Consider the following 20,504-nt stretch of genomic DNA (forward strand, 5'->3'; position numbering starts at 1 on the left):
CTACGGAGTTTAGCGCAGTGTCCGGCATCCCGACCCTCTCCCGCCGATCCTTCCTGATCCTTTCGACGGCGGCCCTCGCGGCCTGCAACCTCGAGGACGAGGTGCTGAAATTCACCGGGATGACGATGGGCACGCAGTATACCGTCGTGGCGCTGAAAGGCGGCAAGGCGGTCGACCGCGCGGCACTGGCGGCCGCGATCGACACCGCCCTCGCCCAGGTCAATGACGAGATGTCGAACTGGGACGCGACCTCGGAAATCTCGCGCGTGAACGCCGCCGGAACCGAAGCGATCCGCCTGTCGCCCGCGCTGGCCGACCTGATGGAAAACGCGAATGCGGTCCATGCCGCCTCCGACGGGCGCTTCGATGTCACCGTCGGCCCGCTCATCGACCTTTGGGGGTTCGGCGCAGCGGGGTCCACCGCGCACGTTCCCGAGGAAGGGGCGATTGCCGAAGCGCGCGCCCTCACCGGGCAATCGCGCGTTCTGACGCTTGAAAACGGCACGCTGCGCAAATCCGTGGCGGGTGCCGAAATCTATCTGCCTGCCATCGGCAAGGGGCATGGTGTCGACCGCGTGGCGACGGCGGTGCGCAGCTTCGGGATCGAGAACTTCATGGTCGAGATCGGCGGCGACCTTTACACCGCCGGGCACAATGCGGACGGCACGCCGTGGCATATCGGGATCGAAAGCCCGGTCGCGGGCGCGCGCAGTGTCTACAGCGTCGTCGATGTCTCGAACCTCGGGATGGCGACCTCGGGCGATTACCGCAACTATTTCGAGGCGGACGGGACGCGCTATTCTCACATCATCGACCCGACCACGGGCCGACCCATCACCCACAACACCGTTTCGGCAAGCGTCCTGACGGAAAACGCGATGTTGGCCGACGCATGGTCCACCGCGATGCTGGTTCTCGGCCGGGACCGCGGGCTGGAGATCGCCGAGGAGCAGAACCTCGCGGTGGTGTTCATCGACCGCGACGGCGCCGAGGGTTACAAGACCACCGAAAGCAGCCGCTTCTCGGCGCTGCAAGCCTGACACCGGGGCACCGCATGGACACCCTCATCCTCACCTTCGGACTTCTCGTCCTCGTCATGCTGGGCATGGCGGTGGGCGTGATCTTTTCGAACAAGCGGATCAAGGGAAGCTGCGGGGGCCTCAACGCCATCGCGGGCGCCGATCATTGCATCGTGTGCAAAAAGGAAATCGACCCGGACAGCCCGCTGCGCGACCGCCTGTCCGACTGTCCGCGCGCCCGGAAGATGCTGGAAAACGCGGAAAGCCGCGCCTGACCCCGTCAGCCGGGCGTCGAAAGCGGGATGAAGGCCAGCACCAGCAGCGCCGCGGCGGCGATCACGCCGTAGACCCACAGCTTCCACCGCGCCCCTTCCGCCTTCCACACGCGGCGGTAGCCGTATCCCGCGATGCAAGCGATCACGAAAATGATCGTGGCGACCAAGGGGGTAAGAAACTGTTCCGGCACGAATTTTGAACCCAACTGCGCGATTTGCGGTTTAGACTATGCGTATGACCCACGCCGTCTGAACAAGCAAGGAACGCCACATGCCCGAATCATACCGCCCGCATCTGCGCAAGGACGACGAACACCCCCGGACGACCAGCCAGTCGGTCTCGTCCAACACCACCGTCAGCCACGCGACGGTGCAGGACGTGCTGGACAAGAAGGACGGTCGGATCATCACGATCCACCCGGAGCAGACCCTGCATGACGCGGTCGTCCTGTTGCGCGACAACCGGATCGGGGCGCTGTTGTGCGTCGACGAAGAGGGCAAGCTCGCGGGCATCCTGTCCGAGCGCGACATCGTGCGCAAACTGGCCGACCAGCCGGGTAAAACGCTGCCGCACCGTGTGGAAGAGGTGATGACGCGCACGGTCGAGACCTGCACCGCCGACGAGCCGCTCGTGGTCGTGCTGCGGCTCATGACCGAAGGCCGGTTCCGCCACATGCCCGTGGTCGATGGCGACGCGCTGATCGGCATGATTACCATCGGCGACGTCGTGCATTTCCGGCTGAACCAGCTGGAACTCGAGGCGCTTCAGATCAAGCAACTCATCGTCGGATAAGGCGCTGGCTCACGCCCGATGGCGCTGAATGCGGGTTCCAGGGCCGTTCGACGGATGGCCCCGCCACGCCCCCTACAGCACGAAATCCCGCTCCGTGAGTGTGAGCAACCCGGTGAGGTGGATCTCGGCATCCGCCACCGTGTCGCCGTCGGTGTCGAGCGCGATGATGGTGTCGCCGCCGGACTGGCTCAGCGTCAGCGTGCCGCCGAAGGTGAACGCCTGATCGCCGCCCGTGGACGTGTCGGCGTCGATGGAGCGCAGGATGATGCGGTCGACCCCGACTTCGTAGTCGGTGATCCGGTCAGCCGCCGCGCCCAGCCCGGTGTCGCCCTCGCGGAACACGAACGTGTCGCCGTCCGACCCGCCGGTCATGACGTCGGCCCCATCGTTGCCGAAGATCCGGTCGCGGCCCGCGCCGCCGTCCAGAGTGTCGTCGCCCGCGTCGCCGCGCAGGAAGTCGTCGCCGCCGAGACCGGACAGCGTATCGGCCCCGTCCCGCCCGATCAGCCGGTTCGCGCCGCCGTCGCCGGTGATATCGTCGCCGAAATCCGAACCCTGGGCGTTCTCGATCTCGGACAAGGTGTCGCCCGCGGCGTCGCCGCCCGAGGCCGTCCCGGCGCCGAGATCCAGCGTCACCCCGGCGCTCGACCCGGTGTAGAGGACTGTGTCGATTCCCGACCGGCCATACATCTCGTCGCCACCCGCGCCGCCGATCAGCTTGTCGTCGCCGAAGCTGGCGTCCATGTAATCGTCGCCCTCGCCGCCGATCAGGATGTCACGATCCGCGCCCCCGTAGAGGGCATCCCATCCATCCCCACCGACCAACCGATCGTTGCCGTCGAGCCCGAGCAGGATGTCCTGCCCCCCAAGACCGATCAGCATGTTGTCGGCCCCGTCGCCGGTCAGAACGTCATTGTGATCCGAGCCCATCACCCGTTCGATGCCGGTGAGCGTGTCGCCCTGCGCATCGCCGCCCGTGCCGGTGCCCGCCCCCAGGTCCACCGTGACGCCCGACGCCGACTTCTTGTAGACCGCCAGATCCGCGCCCCCGAGCCCGCCGTCGAGGTCATCGGCCCCCGCGCCCCCTTCGAGCCGGTCCGCGCCCTCGCCCCCGTCGAGATCGTCGTCGCCGTCGTCGCCAAAGAGCCAGTCGCGGTCATCCCCGCCTTCGACCATGTCGCCGTCATCGCCACCCCGAACCCAGTCGCGCCCGGCCCCGCCACGCAAGGTGTCGCCCCCCGCGCCACCCAGCACCCGGTCGTCGTCATCCCCCCCGTCGAGCGTGTCGTCCCCGTCACCCCCTTGCAGATCGTCCTCGCCCCCGAGGCCGTTCAGGATGTCGTCCAGATGGCTGCCCAATAGGGTCTGACCATCCCCCGTGCCCATGCGGTCGATCCCGAGGCCCGGCAGGCGCCCGTAGATGATATAACTCTTGCCCGCGTTGTTGCCGCCCTCGTCGTTGAAATAGGCCCCGACCAGCAGATCGGCGAGCCCGTCGTCGTTCACATCGCCCGCCGCCGACACGTCGTAGCCAAGATAGTCGCCCTCGACCTCGGCATAGATTTCGAAACCGCGGTCCGGCGTCAGGTTGTCTATATCCACATCGCCGAATCCGGTCGGCCCGCCGTAGATGACATAGGCCGCACCCCAGTAGGTCGCGGTCTCGGTGTAACGGTAGGCCCCGACCACGACATCGTCGTAGCCATCGCCGTTCATGTCGCCGACCCCGTCGACGTCGTAGGCGAAATAGGTCTTGCCGGACTTGCCGAGGATCGCGAACCCCTCGGTCGCGCCGTTGTCGTCAATGTCGATATCGGAATGGCCGCTCGCACTGCCGTAGATGACATAGGCCGCACCCGCTCCGGCCGACGCGGTGTCGTCGGAAAGCGACCCGACGATGATGTCGTCGAACCCGTCGCCGTTCACGTCGCCGGCGCCTGCCACAGAATAACCGAACTGGTCGTTCACCGCCTTGCCGGCGATGGCGAACCCTTCTCCGGCACCCAGAGAACCGAGGTCGATATCGCCCCAGCCCGTCGTCTTGCCGAAGATGACCCATGCGGTCCCGGAATTGATGGCGGTGCCATCTCCATTACGCTCGCTGACCACGAAGTCGTCGATGCCGTCGCCGTTGAAATCGCCCGCATCGGCAACGGACCAGCCCGCGAAATTACTGTCGGCCTCCCCCTTGATCCGGAAGCCGTCGGACGCCGCCAACGTGTCGATGGAGAAGCCGGAGCGGTCAGCGGCCTGGCCGAAGATGACATAGCTGTGGCCTATGTTGTTTTCGCCGCTGTCTTCGCCGTAGGGCGCGCTGACGATCACATCGTCGAAGCCGTCGTCGTTGATGTCGCCCGCCGAGGCCACCGAGAACCCGAATTGATCGCCAGACGCTATGCCCGTGATCCGGTAGCCGTCCGCATCGGTCAAGCTGCCTGCGGCGATGGTACCGATGCCGGAGGATTTACCGTAGATGACATAGGCCGCGCCTGTCCCGAAGTAAGCGCGCGCGCCGATGATGAGGTCGTCGATCCCGTCGCCGTTCACATCGCCGGCGCTGGAGGACCTGAACGATAATTGCGACAGCGGCTCACCCGTGATTTCGAACCCGTCTGTCGCCGTGAGGGTGCTGAGGTCGATATCGGTGGTCGGGCCGCCTGCCTTGCCGAAGACGACGAAGGCCGACCCGGAATTCGCTGCCCCGAAATGGGTGGCTCCGACCGCGCCGATCAGGACGTCGTCGATTCCGTCGCCGTTCACGTCCCCCGCATCCGACAGATAGGCACCGGACGAGTCGTTCGCCGTCTTGCCGATGATCGAGAAACCGTAGGTGGGCAGCAGGTTGGTCAGATCCACGCGGTCCCCGAACCCGGTCGCCGAGGCGCCGTAGACGACGTAGACTTCGCCTGCATTTGAGCCGCCATCGTCGCCACTAGGTGCGGTCACAGCGACATCGTCGATCCCATCGCCGTTCAGGTCCCCTCCACCGGCCACACGAATGCCGGCCTGGTCGCCGCCTGTATCTCCGAGAATCACGAAACCGTCGGTTTGATCCAATGCGCCCAGGTCGATGTCGGTCCGACCCGACGTCTTGCCGTAGATGACGTAAGCCGCACCGGCCCCCGCGCCCCCGTCGCCGTTCCCGTACGCCCCGACGATCAAGTCGCTCACGCCGTCCGCGTTGACGTCACCTGCGCCGGAAACCCAAGTCCCCACGAAATTCACCGGTTCGGCGCCTTCGATCACGAACCCATCGGCGAGCGTGATGTTGGTAAGATCGAAATCTCCAAGCCCGGAGGCCTTGCCGTAAAGGACATAGACCTCGCCCGCGATGGTGCCGTTGTTGTCGCCGAACATCGCGCCGATGGCGAAATCGTCGATCCCATCACCGTTGATGTCGCCGAGATTGGCAACGCTGGTGCCCGCATCGTCCTCGGCCACGTCACCCGTCACCTTGAAGCCATCGCTCGCGGACATGGTGGCGACGTCGATGGCGGAAAACGGCGTGGACTTCCCGAAGATGACATAGGCCGCGCCCGCGCGCGTCCCGCCGCCATCGTTTCCTGGCGCGCCGACGATGATATCGTCATAGCCGTCGTTGTTGATATCTCCAGCGCTTGAAACACTGTCGCCGAATTCGTCGAAAGCTCCGTCACCTTCGATCCGGAACCCGTCAGATGCCGCGAGGGACGACAGATCGATGGTTCCGAAACCGCCGGCCTTGCCGAAGATGACATAGGCTTCGCCGGAGTTGGTCGCCCCATTATCGGCTTGAGGCGCTCCGACGATGATGTCCGCGTAGCCGTCGCCGTTGACGTCACCTGCGCTCGCGACACTGGTGCCTGCGTGATCCCCCGAGGTATCCCCAATGATCTTGAAACCACCGATCGAGACGTCCAGATCGATGTCGGTGAACCCGGTGGTCTTGCCGAAGATCACGTAGGCGGCCCCCGCCTGCCCTCCGCCGTCCGAGTTTCCGTTCGCGCCGACAATGATGTCGGTCACGCCGTCGCCGTTGACATCGCCCGCTGTCGATGCCGCAAAGCCGAGGTTGTTCGGGTTCGCTTCACCAATGGCTTCGCCGGAAATCTTGAACCCTTGCGACACGCCGAGGCTGCTCAGGTCGATATCCGAAAAGCCCGCCGCCGTTCCGAAAATCATATAGGCGGCCCCGTTGTTGGACGCACCGTCGTCGTGCAATGACGCTCCGACAAGTAAATCCGACAGACCGTCGCCGTTAATGTCGCCAATGAACGAAACGCTGCCGCCGAGTTTGTCGTCTGCGGCGTCGCCCTGAATGGTGAAGCCCTGTTCGTTGGTAAACGTCGATAGATCGATAATGCGCGTCGCCATAATGTGGTCCCCCCGGCCCAATTATTTTTCTCAAATCGAACCAACGCACGGCAGTTGAGCGGGCGAAGACCGAACTTTCAAATCCCGCCAAGCATAGGAGTCGATGCCTTCAAAGCAAGCATTTCTTAACTAACAAGATGCACGCCTTGGCCCTCAGCCGGTATCCTGGAGTGAGCGAGCGGGGCCGGACCGGAGGCCGAGCTTTTCCGCTCTGCCCGCCCCCTACAGCACGAAATCCCCTGCCGTTAGCGTGAGTAGCCCGGTGAGGTGGATTTCCGCATCCGCCACCGTGTCGCCGTCGGTGTCGAGCGCGACGATGGTGTCGCCGCCCGACTGGCTCAGCGTCAGCGTGCCGCCGAAGGTGAACGCCTGATCGCCGCCCGCGGTCGTGTCGGCGTCGATGGAGCGCAGGATGATGCGGTCCACCCCGGCCTCGAAATCGTCGATCCGGTCGGCGGCCGCGCCGGTCCCGGTGTCGCCCTCGCGGAAGACGAACCGGTCCGCGTCCGCCCCGCCGATCATGAAATCGCGCCCGCCGCCGCCGATCAGGACGTCGCGCCCCTCGGCCCCGTTCAGGAGCGTGTCGTCGCCGTCGCCGCCGATCAGCCGGTCGTTGCCCTCGAAGCCGAACAGGATGTCCGCGCCGCCGCGCCCGTTCAGGGTGTTGGCCCCGTTGTCGCCGCGCAGCGTGTCGGCGTGGTCCGAGCCCGTCAGGTGCTCGATGCCCGTCAGCGTGTCGCCCGTCGCGTCGCCGCCCGAGGCCGAGCCCGCCGCGAGGCTGATCGTCACCCCCGACCCCGACCCGGTGTAGAGCGCCGTGTCCTCGCCCGCGCCGCCATCGATGTCGTCGCCCCCCGCGCCGCCCGTGAGCCGGTCGTCGCCGTCGCCGCCGTCGAGGATGTCGTCGTCGGCGCCGCCCTCCAGCACGTCGCGCTCGTCGCCGCCGTAGATCTCGTCTTGACCCGCGTCGCCGCGCAGCTTGTCGCGCCCGCCAAGGCCCGTCAGCACGTCGTCGCCGCCGCGCCCGATGAGCAGGTTGGCGTTCGCGTCGCCGGTGAGCGTGTCGCCGTGGTCAGACCCCATCACCCGTTCGATGCCGGTGAGTGTGTCGCCCTGCGCATCGCCGCCCGTGCCGGTGCCTGCGCCGAGATCGACGGTCACGCCGGTGGCGGACTTCTTGTAGACCGCCAGATCCGCACCCCCGAGGCCGCCGTCGAGGTCATCCGAGCCAGCCCCGCCCTCGAGCCGGTCCGCGCCCTCGCCCCCGTCGAGGTCGTCGTCGCCGTCGTCACCGAACAGCCAGTCGCGGTCATCCCCGCCCTCGATCATGTCGCCGTCATCGCCACCCCGAACCCAGTCGCGCCCGGCCCCGCCCCTAAGCGTGTCCGAACCCGTGCCCCCCAGCACCCGGTCGTCGTCATCCCCACCATCGAGCGTGTCGTCCCCATCGCCCCCCTGAAGATCGTCCTCGCCGCCGAGGCCGTTCAGGATGTCGTCCAGATGCCCCCCGAGGATCCGCTGGCCGATGTCGGTGCCGGTCAGCGTAACCTCGGACGACGCCCGCCGTCCGTAGATGACATAGGCCTTGCCCGAATTCGTCGTGTATTCATCGTTCATGGGCGACCCGACGATCAGGTCGTCGATCCCGTCGTGGTTCACGTCGCCAGCGGCAGACACCGCATGACCGTTCCAGTCACTGTCGGATTCACCGACGATCATGAACCCCTCGGACGGGGCGAGATCGCCCAGGTCGATGTCCGAAAAGCCGGACGCCTTTCCGAAGATGACGTAGCTTGCGCCGGATTCCGAGCCGTTGATATCCACGCCGCGCGCGCCGACGACCATATCGTCGAAGCCGTCGCCGTTGATGTCCCCCGCGCGCGAGACGCTGACCCCTGCGCCATCGCCAGCCAAGCCCCCGACGATCTTGAAGCCGTCGGAGGACGAGAGGCTGGACAGGTCGATATTGCTCCAGCCGGACGCCTTGCCCAGCAGGACATAGGCTTCGCCCGCATCGACGCCGCCGTCATCCCCGGCATAGGCGCCGACGATGATGTCGTCGAAGCCATCGCCGTTGACGTCACCCGCCCACGCGACGCTGGTGCCCAGCCGGTCGCCAGCGGCGTCACCCTGAATGACGATCCCGACCGACGCCGACAGTCCGGTCAGGTCGATGTCTGCGATCCCGCTGGATCTGCCGAAGATAAGGTAGGTCTCGCCGGCGAGCGCGCCCCCGTCGCTACCGTAGAACGCGCCGACAAGGACGTCGTCGAACCCGTCGCCGTTCACGTCGCCCGCGCGCGCCACGTCGAACCCGGCAAGGTCGCCGGCCGCATCGCCCCGGATGGCAAACCCTTTGTCGGGGGTAAGTGCGCCGGTATCCGACAGGGTGAGATTGGCGATGCCGCCGACACTGCCGAAAAGCACATAGGCTTCGCCCGCATCGTTGCCCGCGTCATCGTTCGCCGGAGCACCGACGATCACGTCGGAAATGCCGTCTCCGTTGAAGTCTCCGGCACCCGCTACGGAGAAACCGGCATTTGCGTTGCCGTTCCCGTTCAGGATCACGTTGCGTGTGACCCCACCCCAGGGCGCAAGGCCGACGCCGCCATAGATGATATAGGCGCGACCTTCGTCGCTGCCGCCGTAATGGGGTGAGCCGACGATCAGGTCGTCATACCCATCCGCGTTCACATCACCGGCGGCGGACACGGTGTAACCGGCCCAATCGTCGACCGCTTCGCCGATCGCCCGGAAACCGTTCGAGGCAGCCAAGGGGATGATGTCGGAGTCGGTGTATCCGCCGACCCGACCGTAGACGACATCGGCGGCGCCGTTGCCGAGACCGGGATGCGGCGAACCGACCACGAAATCGTCGATCCCGTCGCCGTTCATGTCGCCTGCCCCGGACACGGCCCAGCCCACCTGCATCTCGGGGAAAACGCCCCGAACGGAAAACCCGTAGTCTCCGCCGAGCGAGGCGAGTTCGACGCGCGCGCCGAACCCGGTCGCCGAGCCGCCGTAGACGACATAGGCCTCGCCCGCGCCCGCTCCGCCGTTGTCGCCGCCGGACGCCCCGATGAGGACGTCGTCGATGCCGTCGCCGTTCACGTCGCCCGCCCCCGCGACCGCCTGCCCGGCCAGGTCGTCGGCCTCGTCGCCGATAATGACGATCCCTTCACCCGTGCCGAGCGCGGCAAGGTCGACCGTCCCGAAGCCGGAAGCCTTGCCGAACACGACATAGGCCGCGCCCGCATTGTTGCCGCCGTCATTCTGCCCGTAAGCCCCGATGAGCATATCGTCGTAGCCGTCTGCGTTGACGTCGCCCGCGTTGGCGACCGAGTAGCCGGCGAAGTCGCCCGCCGCGCCGCCGCGCAGGATGAACCCGTCGCTCGCCGCGAGGCCGGTCAGGTCGATGTTCGTGAAGCCCGAGGCCTTGCCGAAGAGGACATAGGCCTCGCCTGCCGAGGATGCGGTGTCGTCGCCGCCATAGGCCCCCACGATGATGTCGTCGTAGCCGTCACCGTTCACGTCGCCCGCACCCGAGACAGATCGACCGGCGAAATCTCCGTCTACGTCGCCCTGAATGATGAAGCCGTCCGACAGGGCAAGCCCGGTCAGGTCGATATTCGTGAAGCCCCCGTTGCGTCCGAAGATGACGTAGGCCTCGCCCGCTTGCGTGCCACCGTCGTCGCCATTCACGGCGCCGACCACGATGTCGCCGTAGCCATCGCCGTTGATATCACCGGCGGAAGAGACCGAAATCCCGGCGTGATCGCCCGCTTCGTCGCCCTGAACGATGAAGCCGTCGGATACCGTGAAGGACGACAGGTCGATGTTCGAAAAGCCCGTCGTTTTGCCGAAGATCACATAGGCCTCGCCCGCGAAGGCGCCGCCATCATCGCCGTAGGCGGCACCGACGATGAAATCGTCGATTCCATCGCCGTTCACATCGCCGGCGGAGGAGACGGCGCGACCGGCGAAGTCGTCGGCGTCGTCACCGATGATCGTGAACCCGTCGGTCAGGGGGAGCGTGCTCAGGTCCACCGTCGAAAACGCGGTGCCCTTGCCGAAGATCACATAGGCCGCCCCGGCGGACGTCCCACCCGCGTCGTTGCCATAGGCCCCGACGATCACGTCGTCGAACCCGTCGCCGTTCACGTCGCCCGCGCCGGAGACCGCGAATCCGGCGGTGTCCCCGACGGAATGACCCTGAATGAAGAAGCCATCGCTGGCCGTCAGGCTGCTAAGGTCGATGTCCGAGAACCCGTCGTTGCGACCGAAGAGCACATAGGCGCCGCCAGCGCCGAAGCCGCCCGCGTCTTGACCGGACGCCCCGATGACGAAGTCCGTCAGACCGTCGCCGTTGACGTCCCCGGCGGTGGATACGCTGAAACCGGCGAAGTCGCCCGCCACGTCACCCTGAACGGTGAATCCCAAGGACGGGGTCAGAAAGGAAAGATCGACAATACGCGCGGCCATGAGGCGCCCTCCCGCAAATTCATTGATAAAATAAGTGTCAAAACGCCCGAAAATGGCGCCTACTCAGCACTCACCCAATACGGAGAGTGTAAGGCTCGTATCTGATCCCGCAATAACTTTGAGATTAACCTTTTGGATAATGAACAGCGGGATTGCCCACTTCCTCGACACACCGTCCGGCGTTTTTTGGCGGAATTGAGCGCGTTCGGCGAAGCCTTACCGTTGAGCCAGCCAGCGGTAAGCGCGGTCTCGACTTGCGTGTTTCGGGTGGCACCGCGCGCGCCAAGCGCCTGACACGAACGGATCGCTTTTCCCACCTACACAATCACATTGAACGACACGCTGAGGGGGCCGTATTCCGGCCAATTGGTCATTTCGATCCCGCCGCGCTGTTCGAGGCGCAGGGTCTTCTGCGTCAACTGCCGCAGCGTTTCGCGCAAAAGCACGCGGGCCAGCGGGGCGCCGGGGCACATGTGCGGACCGCGACCGAAGGTCAGAAGGTCGCGCGCTTCGCGGTCGAGCCGGTAGGTATCGGCCTCGGGGAACACCTCCTCGTCCCGGTTGGCCGAGGTGAACACGATTGCCACCGGGTCACCCTTGGCGATGGGGCAGCCCGAGATCTCGGTATCCTCCCGCGCCGTGCGGGCGAAGCCGCGATAAGGCGTGTAAAGGCGCAGAAGTTCCTCCAGCGCCTCCGGCACCAGATCGGGATTTTCGGTAAGCTCGGCGTGGTGTTCGGGATGACGTGCCAGATGCACCGCCATGGAGCCGATGAAGGTCGTGGGCGCGATGATCCCGACCAACAGGAATTGCCGGAGCGCGCCGAGGATCAAGTCGTCGGCCAGCGGTTCGCCGTCGACGCGCACCGCAAGCAGGCTCGCGGTCGGGTCTTCGTCGGGGTCGCGCGGGTTGGCGTGGCGGTCCGCGATCAGATCGGCGGCGATGTCGTAAAGCTCGTCCGACTTCTGGCGCAGCAGGTCGAAGTCCTGCCGTTGCAGCGCCATGTTGAATTCGGCCCCGACCTCGCGGATCAGTTCGGCCTTGTCCGGCGACAGGTTGAAAAACTCGGCAAGCAGCGCGATGGGCAGAAGGAACGAGAAGTCCTTGCAGATATCGCCCCCGCCCGCCGCGATCCACGGGTCGAGGAAGCGCGCGACCATGGTTTCGAGCCGCGGCTCCCATTCGGACAGGCGGGCCGGTGTCAGAAACCGCTGGATCGCGTTGCGGTAAGGGGTGTTCGCGGGCGGATCGAGGTGAAGCGGCGGGCGGCGCTGGGTCGTCGCCACGCGCGGCACCACGTTTTGCACCGTCGTTGTGAACATCTGCCAGTTCTCCAGAACCGCTTTCGCGTCGGCGTGCTTGGTCACCGCCCAGAACCCGCCCATGTCGTCGGACCAGGCGACCGGGCAATGGCTGCGCAACTCGGCGAAGAGCGCGTGCGGGCTGTCGAAATCCTCGGTTTCGGGAACCTTGAAATCCACCTTGTGGGTCATGCGTCACCTCGCATGTCGAGCGTCAGGGTGTTGATGCCGAATTCGGTCCAGCGGCCCCATGTCGGCGTTCCCACGACCTTCAATCCGGGCTGCGCGATCAGGACGTCGGTCATCGCGTCCACCTGCAATTTCGCCATCGCCTGCCCCATGCACATATGCGTGCCGTAGCCGAAGGTGATGTGCCGGTTCGGGCTGCGGCGCGGGTCGAAGGTTTCGGGGTCGTCGAAGGCGCGCGGGTCGCGGTTGGCCGAAGCATAGTTCATCGCGACGGGCGTGCCCTTGGGAATGAACGTGCCGTTCAGCACCGTGTCCTTGGTCGCCACGCGGGCAAGGCTCTGGTTCGCCGGATAGAACCGCAGGATTTCATCGCGGAAGGTCGCCTTCACCTCAGGCTCGTCGCGCAGAAGCTGTGCGTGCTCAGGGTTGGTGGCCAGGTGCCACGCCAGCGAATTCATCAGGCAGCGCGACGCGATGTGCCCGCCGACCAAAAGCAACCGCACCATGCCCGCAAGCTCGGTCTCGGAAAACGGTTCGCCCTTGCCGGGATAGGCCATGATCGAAGAGACCATGTCCTCCTCCGGGTCGCGCGGCTCCTCCATCCGGCTCTGGGCCAGTTTGATGGCGAAGGCATCGACGCCCTTTGACATGCGGGCGGCGGTGCCCATGTCGCGGTTCTGGATCGCGTGAACATAGGTCGCCGACAGCCGCCCAATTTCAAGCGACTCCTCGGTGTCGAAGCCGACGATCAGGCCAAGCGAGCCTTGGCTCATCGGTTCCCCGATCTGTTCGGGGAAGTTGACCTGCCCCGCGTCGGACTCCTTCGCGTCCGCGACCAGACGCTCGACGAGGTCGCGCAACTGCGGCTCGAAGGTCTTGATCTTGTTGGCCTTGAAAGTCGGGTTCATCGCCTTGCGATACCGCTCGCTTTCGGGCGGGTCTTTTTGCAGCGGCAGGCGCGGCAGGCCGAGCTTCGGCGACGCCGGCACGATGGACAGCTTGGTCGCCGTGAACGTCTCGGGGTCTTTCTCGACCGTCAGAATGTCGTCGTAGCGCATCACGGTGAAGAACCCGCCCCAGTTGTCGCTCCACGCGACCGGGTGGCTTTCGCGCAGCGCGCGCCAGACCGCCGGGTAGGTCTCGATGGTCTCCGGGTCGTGCGGGTCCCAGACGGACCTCAGTTCATCAATCTGTTCGGCAGCCATAGGGTGATCTCCGGAACATAGGTGATAAGGATGAGGAAGCACGCCATGATCAGGACGAACGGGATCATGCCGCGTATGGCCTCCGACATCGGCGCCTTCGAGATCGACGACAGAACGAAGAGGTTCAGGCCGATCGGCGGGGTGAGGAACGCGATCTCCATGTTGACGATCAGCACGATGCCGAAGTGCACCGGGTCGATGCCGAGCGGGCCAAGAACCGGCAGGATGATCGGCGTCACGATCAGCATGACCGCGATGGCGTCGAGGAACATGCCGAGCACGAGCATCACGATGTTGAGCGCGAGCAGGAATTGCCACGGCTTCAGGTCCTGCCCGATGGCGAATTCGACCAGTTTCGTCGGCACGCCCGAGCCGGTGATCCAGTGGGCGAAGAGCAATGCGAACATGACGATGAACGACACGGTCGAGGCGGCTTTCATCCCCTCGGCGGTCATCGCGAACACGTCCTTGAGCGACACTTCGCGGTAGACGAAGACGGCGACCAGCATACTGGCCACGGCCGCCACGCCCGCGCTTTCGGTCACGGTGGTGTAGCCGGAGTAGATGCCCACGAAGACGAAAAGCGGGATCGCGACGGCGGGGATCGCCTTCAGGTTCTTGCGGATGAACTCCTCCCGCGTCGCACGCACGCCGGAGGCATAGCCTTTGCGCCGGGAATAGAACATGACCCAAGCGGCAAGCAGCATCGCCTGAATCAGGCCGGGCACAACGCCCGCGATGAACAGGCGCGGCACGCTTTCCTCGGCGATCAGGCCATAAAGGATCATCGACAGCGACGGCGGGATCAGAATCCCCATCGTGCCCGACGCGCCGACGAGGCCCAGCGCGAACGGTCGGTCGTAGTTGCGCGCGACCATGGCCGGGATCAGGAAGGTGCCCATCGCCATCGCGGTTACGACGGAGGAGCCGGAAATGGCGGCGAACAGCGTGGTCGCGATCACCGCGACCAGCCCCAGCCCGCCCTTGAAATGGCCGACCCATGTTTCCGCCGCGTCGATGATGATCCGCGCGATCCCACCCTTCTGCATGAAGGTGGCCGCGAGCACGAAGAACGGCACGGCCACGAAGGTGGGCGAGTTGAGGCCGGAGACCGTATGGGCGGCGGCATCCATCAGGGGCCGCCCTTCGATCGCGATCATGATCATCGCGGTCGCGCCGAGCGCCACGAAAATCGGCGCGCCGAGCGCCATAAGGAGGAGCATGCCCCCGAGGCCGATAAAGGCGTCCATCGGTTATTCCCCCCGGCCCGGTGCGTTCGACAGATGGCCGAACGGGCGCTGGCCGTTCATCAGCATGAGCGCGCAGCGTATGAGGATCAGCGCCATGCCCAAAGGCAACGGCAGGAACACCGCGAACCCCTGCGGCGCGCGTAGGGACGAGCCGGAGCGTTCGTCGAGAAGGTTGGCGAATTCGTAAGCCTGCCAGCCGTAGATCAGCATGATCGCAATGAAGACGATCGACAGAATCGACATCGCCCAGCCAAGCACCCACCGCAGTCGTGGGCTGAGGGCGGCGATGAACACCTCGGTGTGCAGGTGACGATCCTCCTGCACGATGGCGGCGCCTGCCAGCACGGTGGCCCAGATGATGAAGTAGATCGACACCTCGGTGGCCCAGTCCACCGCATAGGCGGGAGCGACGATCCGTAGGAGACCGCCGCCAAGGAACACCGCGAGCGCGATGATGAGCAGAGCGCCGATCAGAACGGTCTCGACCCGAGACCACAGGTTGAGAATTCGGGGGATCATTCGATACCTGTCGGAATTACGGTCGCGCCGCCCCCATGTCGGAAGCGGCGCGAAAGCCTTGTCACATCGAGCCGTCGAGCGCCTCGGTCACGCGCCCGATGAAGTCGGCATCCATGCCGCCGTCGGCCACGATCTTGTCCTGAAGCTCGATCAGCGCGGTCCGCTTTTCGGCCACCATCTCGGGGTCCGCATCGACCACGGTCACGCCGTTCGCCGCCAGCGTCTCGCGCGCCGACGCCATTTCTTCGGCTGCATGGGCCGCTGCCCACTGACCCACTTCGGCCCAGGTGTCGCGGATGATGGCCTGCTGGTCTTCGGACAGCTTGTCCATCGTCGCTTGCGACACGACCGGCATGTAAAAGCCCCAGCCCGCATTGTCCGCGAAGACGTTCTTGATGCCGGATTCCCACAGCTTGCCGCCGATGATGGTCAGCTCCGTCACGCCGCCCATGCCGTCGATCTGGCCCTGGCTCAGAAGCAGCGGGATCTCGGAGCGGCGCGCGGCCTGCGGCGAGCCGCCCATTTCCTTGAGCACCGCAACCACGACCGGCGACGGCGGGGTGGCGAGTTTCAGGCCCGCCAGATCGTCATAGCTGTCCACGGCGGTTTCGGTGGTGAACGCCGTGTGCTGAGGTGCGAACAGGAAGGCCGCCCCCGGCACGTTGATGCCCTTCTTCGACAGCATCTCGCCCATTTCGTCGGCAATCGGTCCGTTCAGGATCGCGTTGGCCTCCTCCGCCGTGCGTCCGAAGAAGAGAGGCAGGATCGAGAACGACAGGTTGGGCTCGAACTGGCTCATCGTCACGTTGGCCTGGATCGACATATCCAGCGCGCCCGAGGCGAGCGCCCGGATCGCGTCCGCCGATTTGTAAAGCTGCGCCGCCGGGAACACCTCGACGGTCATTTCGCCGCCCGAGGCTTCGGAAATCGCCTCGGCCCAGCGTTCCGCTGCAAGGTTGCGGACGTGGCCCGGCGGGGTTTCCACCGACAGCCGAAGCTCGGTTTCGGCAAATGCCGCGCTGCCTGCGGTCGCAAGCAGGGCGCCAAGCACCGTGGTCTTGATGAAGTCCTTCATGTTCTCCTCCCTGAAGGTCGTTGAATGTGAGCGGTTCAGACCGCCGTCTCTGCTGTTATCTCGTTCTGAGCGCCCAGTTCGGGTGCCCCCTGCTCGGTTCCCGGCCCGCCGGTCGCAAGCCGGAAGCCCGCGTTCAGCACCCGGTCGCCCGCGATGTCGAGGAACAGGTCACGCTCCGCCAGATGCGGCATCGCCACAGTTTCCGCGATATCCATCACCCGCGCCGCCGACAGACCCGCCGCACGAAACGCGTCCTCCCATTCGGCCGCGTCGCGGGTCTCGAACGCGGCGGCGAGGTGAACGCGCATCGCGTCCGCGTTCCGCAGCCGGTCGATCCGGGTCGCGAAGCGCGGATCGTCCAGCAGGTGCGCCACGCCCAGAACGTCCAGCATCTTGGCGATGTGGTGATCCTCGACCGCGCCCACCGTGATCTCACCCGTCATGCAGGCGAAGGTGTCGGCGGTCGGCGACCGGCTGAACCCCCGGTTGCCGGTGCGCACGTGCTGCTGCCCGACCATGAGAAGCGGATTGACCACCGAGGACAGCATGACCAGCGTCGCGTCCAGCATCGCCACATCCACGTTCTGACTTTCGACCAGCCCGCGCTCCTTCTGGATGATCGCGGTCTGGATCGCGAAGGCCGCGAGCAGGCCGGAATATGTGTCGACGATGGGAAAACCGATCCGCATCGCGGGATCGCCCTCGTTCCCCGACAGCTTCATGAGCCCCGACAGGCTTTGAACGATCTGGTCGATCGCGGCCACGTCGCGCATCTCGCCCGTCTGGCCGAAGCCCGAGACCGAGCAATAGATCACGCCGGGGTTCAACGCCCTGGCCGCCTCGTATCCCAGCCCGAGCCGCTCCATCACGCCGGGCCGGAAATTCTCGACCACGATGTCGGCCTCGGCGACCAGCCGCTGCGCGGCCGCCAGCCCTTCGGCGGACTTCAGGTCGAGTGACACGCTTTCCTTGCCGATGTTGATGCCGCGAAACGCGGGCGCCATGCCCCACTCTTCCCGATTGGGGGAGTAATTACGCAGGAGGTCGCCGGTGGGCGTTTCGATCTTGATGACGCGGGCACCGTTCAGGGCGAGGAAATGAGTCGCAAGGGGACCGGCCACGACGTGGCTGAAATCGACGACGGTGTAGCCCTCAAGCGCACGTGTCAAAACGCGTCCTCCCTAATTATGTATCTTTGTGAACTATTATCGGCCTGTCAATGCCATTATGTCGCACCCCGCACACGGCGGATGCCGTCGATCACATCCGCCTTGGCGCGCGCGCCGTTCCATTTGCGCGCATCCACCATGTCGGCGTGGATTTCGACGACCTCGACCCCGGCTTCCCGCAAGTCCTCGGTGATGAAGTTGGTGGCATAACCCGACGGACGGTCGGCTTCGGGCACCAGAACCACGGCAAGGTCGATCCGGTAGTCGCGCGCCTGTTTCACCAGCCACGCATTTGCCCAGGGTGCCTGATGCAACTGCTCGTTCATCGTCACCACCCGCGCGGCGAGTGCGCGCAGATAGTCGCCCTTGGACCGCCGCACATACCCGTCAGCGGCGAAAGGCAGATACATCGACCACGCGAAGACCGCGCCGAACTCTTCTTCGAAGGCGGTGTAGAACTTGGTGTCGAACCACAGCCCCGCGCCGATCCACATCATGCGGACGCGTTCGTCGTCGACCACCGCGCGCCCCGCCGCGATCCGCTCGCCCACCGCATCGCGGAAGCGTTCGGCATGGCCCACGGCCCAGTCCGAGCCGCGGTGCCACTGCGGGATCATCACGTTCGGGATCTGCTCGCCGATCCTGACCGGCATCCGCTCGGCCGCCGCGATCATCCGGCTCGCCTCTTCGAAGATCAGCTCCTGCTTCTCGATCTGCTCCATGTAGGCCCCGAAGCCTTCATGGTCGAACCTGCGCCCGGTTATCTCTTCGACATCTGCGATCAGGTCGGTGATCTGCGCCTGCATCAGGTCAAGCCGCGCGGTGCCGTAAAGCGCCTCCCAATCGTCGCGGGCCCGCACCCACCAGTCGTTCAGGTTCTCCGCCGCTGCGGGTGAATGCAGAAGCGCCAGACGCGTCCCGGCCTTGTCCGCATACATCTGGAACAATCGCTGCTGGTCGTCCGAGGACTGCCGGGCACACAGGATCGCAGGATCGGGCAGTCCGCCCCACGGCTGCTTGTCCGGGTCGCCGTCCAGCGCGGAAATCACGCCCATGGCCGAGTATTTCGCAAGGCTGTCGTGAAACCCCATCGCCGCGCCGCGATCCAGCGTGTAGGTGGACAGTTGCTTGGCCGCGATCACGGACGACCACCATTGGTTCACGACCATCGGCATGTCCATCGCGTGAAAAATCTCATGCGGCGTGTCGGCGTTCACGAATGCGAACTTGGCCCCGTTTTCGATCCGCGACCGCAGGGACCGGGTCCAATCGCGCTGGTATCCCATCGCCTCGGCGGAAATGGCGAGCGGTTCATAGGCCATCAGACGCCCTCTCCGATCACGATGTCATGGGGCTCCGGCCAGCGCGGCAGAAACCCCAGATCGGTGAAGCCGACGCCCAGATCGGCGCAGAGCGCACGCACCTGCGGCATCAGCCACCCCCACAGATCGTCATGCGCGTCGACCTGCCAGACCACGCGGTCGATCCGATGCTCGCTCAGGATGTCGGCGACAGCGGGAAGGTAGAGCGGCTTCGGCTGCCGCGCCGCGAACGGGTTCGCGGCCTGTGCCCGAAGCGCGTCGGGCAGGCCCGTGCCCCGCGCTGCGTGAGCCTGATCGAGGGCCTGTTGGTCAATGGCGAGCGTGCCCAACGTGTCGAGCGCCGCATGCAGAACGCCATTGCCGAGGGGGGCGCCCAACAGGGCGAACCTCGGCCCTTGGCCCGCGTAGGGCGCTGCCATCACCGTCCTACCCGCCGCGACCCCGGCCCTTGTGTCGAACGCGTTTTCGCCGGAGACCTCCCCCGCGGACTGGGCCTGCACGAGGAAATCGAACGCGCCCGCGTGACCCTCGGCCCCCCGCTCCGCGACCCATCCGAGGCGGCCCAGCGTCTCGGTCAGCCGGTCGAGCTCGGCCCGGTTGAAGCGATCCGCCGCCGCATGATCCGCAGGCAGGATGTTGAGCATGATGGGGGCCGGGGCATCGGCGGGCGTCACCCCCCGTCGGGCAAGCTCGAACGCATATTGGCAGGCGATCATCGCGCCGGGGCTGTCGCGTAGGAAGATGATCGCGTCGAGATCGTCGAATTCCCCGGCCACCATGCCACGCAGGACCGAGGCCGCGAACGGGTCCATGAACGGTTCGATGTAACGGTCGGCGGCTGTGGGGCGCTGCGTGGGATGAAGGGTGACATCGACCGGCACCAGACCGATGGACGCGAATACGCCATATGGCGCGCCGAAGCCGAAAACGCCTGTTCGCACGGTGTCCTCCCTCACAATATCGTTCACTAAATGAACTGTCTTGCTGCGTCAATCGCTTGCAATCGCCCGGCAGATTGGAGACGTTGCTGGAACGTGGAGGACGCGAAGTGAGCGATAACCAGAAATCAGCCAGATCCCGGGTCATTCTGGGGCCGCTGGCACGGGACCTGCCGTTCATGACGCGCAACCTGCATTCCATGCTGCGGTCGTTCGGCGCGTCGATCCGGGGGCCGCTCCAGCTCGAATCCGGTTCCATCGGCATCCTCAGCCTGATCTGGGTGAACCCCGGCATTTCGCAGAACGATCTGGCCGAGAACCTCGCCATGAAGAAATCGGCGGTCGCCAAGTTGGTCAAGTCGCTCGAAAAACAGGGCTGTCTCGAACGGGAACGCGTGCCCGGCGACCGGCGCATGAACGCGATCACACTGACCTCCAAGGGTCATGCCATGATCGCCTCGATCCGCGAATTGTCGATGCCGCTCAACGACGAAATCGTCGAGGGCATCGCCGAGGACGATCTGGAAGCGTTCTTTCGGGTGCTCGAAAAGCTGCACAACCGGCTGGCCGACCGCGTGTCGATCAGCCCGTCGTCGCAGGACGACTGAGCCCCA

The 20,504-nt window shown here is 65.5% G+C and carries 15 protein-coding genes; 4 read left to right on the forward strand and 11 right to left on the reverse strand.

What is annotated here, in order from left to right:
* The first annotated feature begins 17 nt into the window (after positions 1-17).
* Both RB2654_RS06910 and nqrM read left to right on the forward strand, forming a co-directional pair.
* Entirely contained in the window at positions 18-1,040 is a 1,023-nt protein-coding gene (locus RB2654_RS06910) for an FAD:protein FMN transferase (protein ID WP_008329947.1), read from the forward strand.
* A 14-nt stretch (positions 1,041-1,054) separates the two neighbouring features.
* Positions 1,055-1,294: a (Na+)-NQR maturation NqrM gene (gene nqrM, locus RB2654_RS06915; protein ID WP_008329948.1), complete on the forward strand. Its 240-nt coding sequence runs from the start codon at positions 1,055-1,057 to the stop codon at positions 1,292-1,294.
* Between the two features lie 5 nt (positions 1,295-1,299).
* On the opposite strand, the gene RB2654_RS06920 is transcribed toward nqrM, so the two are convergent.
* Entirely contained in the window at positions 1,300-1,461 is a 162-nt protein-coding gene (locus tag RB2654_RS06920; RefSeq protein ID WP_246146636.1) for a hypothetical protein, read from the reverse strand.
* 104 nt (positions 1,462-1,565) lie between these two features.
* Here RB2654_RS06920 and RB2654_RS06925 point away from each other — a divergent pair, with 104 nt between their 5' ends.
* The gene (locus RB2654_RS06925; protein ID WP_008329952.1) at positions 1,566-2,087 is read left to right on the forward strand and encodes a CBS domain-containing protein; all 522 of its coding nucleotides are present in this window, start codon (positions 1,566-1,568) and stop codon (positions 2,085-2,087) included.
* Positions 2,088-2,159: 72 nt separating this feature from the next.
* Here the strand turns inward: RB2654_RS06925 and RB2654_RS06930 are convergent, their stop codons facing one another.
* From RB2654_RS06930 to RB2654_RS06975, 10 genes are all read right to left on the reverse strand, one after another.
* Positions 2,160-6,440 carry a beta strand repeat-containing protein gene (locus RB2654_RS06930; protein ID WP_008329953.1) on the reverse strand — a complete coding sequence of 1,427 codons (4,281 nt, stop codon included), beginning with the start codon at positions 6,438-6,440 and terminating at the stop codon, positions 2,160-2,162.
* A 222-nt stretch (positions 6,441-6,662) separates the two neighbouring features.
* Positions 6,663-10,922: a beta strand repeat-containing protein gene (locus RB2654_RS22315; RefSeq protein WP_008329954.1), complete on the reverse strand. Its 4,260-nt coding sequence runs from the start codon at positions 10,920-10,922 to the stop codon at positions 6,663-6,665.
* A 317-nt stretch (positions 10,923-11,239) separates the two neighbouring features.
* Positions 11,240-12,415 carry a cytochrome P450 gene (locus RB2654_RS06940; protein WP_008329955.1) on the reverse strand — a complete coding sequence of 392 codons (1,176 nt, stop codon included), beginning with the start codon at positions 12,413-12,415 and terminating at the stop codon, positions 11,240-11,242.
* Entirely contained in the window at positions 12,412-13,617 is a 1,206-nt protein-coding gene (locus RB2654_RS06945; protein WP_008329956.1) for a cytochrome P450, read from the reverse strand. The genes RB2654_RS06940 and RB2654_RS06945 overlap by 4 nt, the downstream gene beginning before the upstream one ends.
* On the reverse strand, positions 13,590-14,867 hold the full coding sequence (locus RB2654_RS06950; protein ID WP_008329957.1) for a TRAP transporter large permease: 1,278 nt from the start codon (positions 14,865-14,867) through the stop codon (positions 13,590-13,592). The genes RB2654_RS06945 and RB2654_RS06950 overlap by 28 nt, the downstream gene beginning before the upstream one ends.
* Before the next feature lie 3 nt (positions 14,868-14,870).
* Positions 14,871-15,386 (reverse strand): TRAP transporter small permease, encoded by a 516-nt coding sequence (locus RB2654_RS06955; RefSeq protein ID WP_008329958.1) that lies wholly within the window; start codon positions 15,384-15,386, stop codon positions 14,871-14,873.
* Between the two features lie 61 nt (positions 15,387-15,447).
* Complete coding sequence (gene dctP / locus RB2654_RS06960) at positions 15,448-16,461, reverse strand: TRAP transporter substrate-binding protein DctP (RefSeq protein ID WP_008329960.1); 1,014 nt, start codon at positions 16,459-16,461, stop codon at positions 15,448-15,450.
* Positions 16,462-16,496: 35 nt separating this feature from the next.
* Positions 16,497-17,630, reverse strand: coding sequence for a CaiB/BaiF CoA transferase family protein (locus RB2654_RS06965; RefSeq protein ID WP_008329962.1), 1,134 nt, complete (start codon positions 17,628-17,630; stop codon positions 16,497-16,499).
* Between the two features lie 56 nt (positions 17,631-17,686).
* Positions 17,687-18,952, reverse strand: a complete 1,266-nt coding sequence (locus RB2654_RS06970; protein WP_008329964.1) for a 2-hydroxyacyl-CoA dehydratase family protein — start codon at positions 18,950-18,952, stop codon at positions 17,687-17,689.
* A complete protein-coding gene (locus RB2654_RS06975; protein WP_040884522.1) occupies positions 18,952-19,893 on the reverse strand; it encodes a hypothetical protein in 942 nt (313 codons plus the stop codon). Before RB2654_RS06975 ends, RB2654_RS06970 begins: the two co-directional genes overlap by 1 nt.
* A gap of 107 nt (positions 19,894-20,000) precedes the next feature.
* On the opposite strand from RB2654_RS06975, the gene RB2654_RS06980 reads away from it, so the two are divergent.
* A complete protein-coding gene (locus tag RB2654_RS06980; RefSeq protein ID WP_161600680.1) occupies positions 20,001-20,498 on the forward strand; it encodes a MarR family winged helix-turn-helix transcriptional regulator in 498 nt (165 codons plus the stop codon).
* Positions 20,499-20,504: the final 6 nt, after the last annotated feature.

This window comes from Maritimibacter alkaliphilus HTCC2654 (assembly GCF_000152805.1).
GTDB lineage: Bacteria > Pseudomonadota > Alphaproteobacteria > Rhodobacterales > Rhodobacteraceae > Maritimibacter > Maritimibacter alkaliphilus.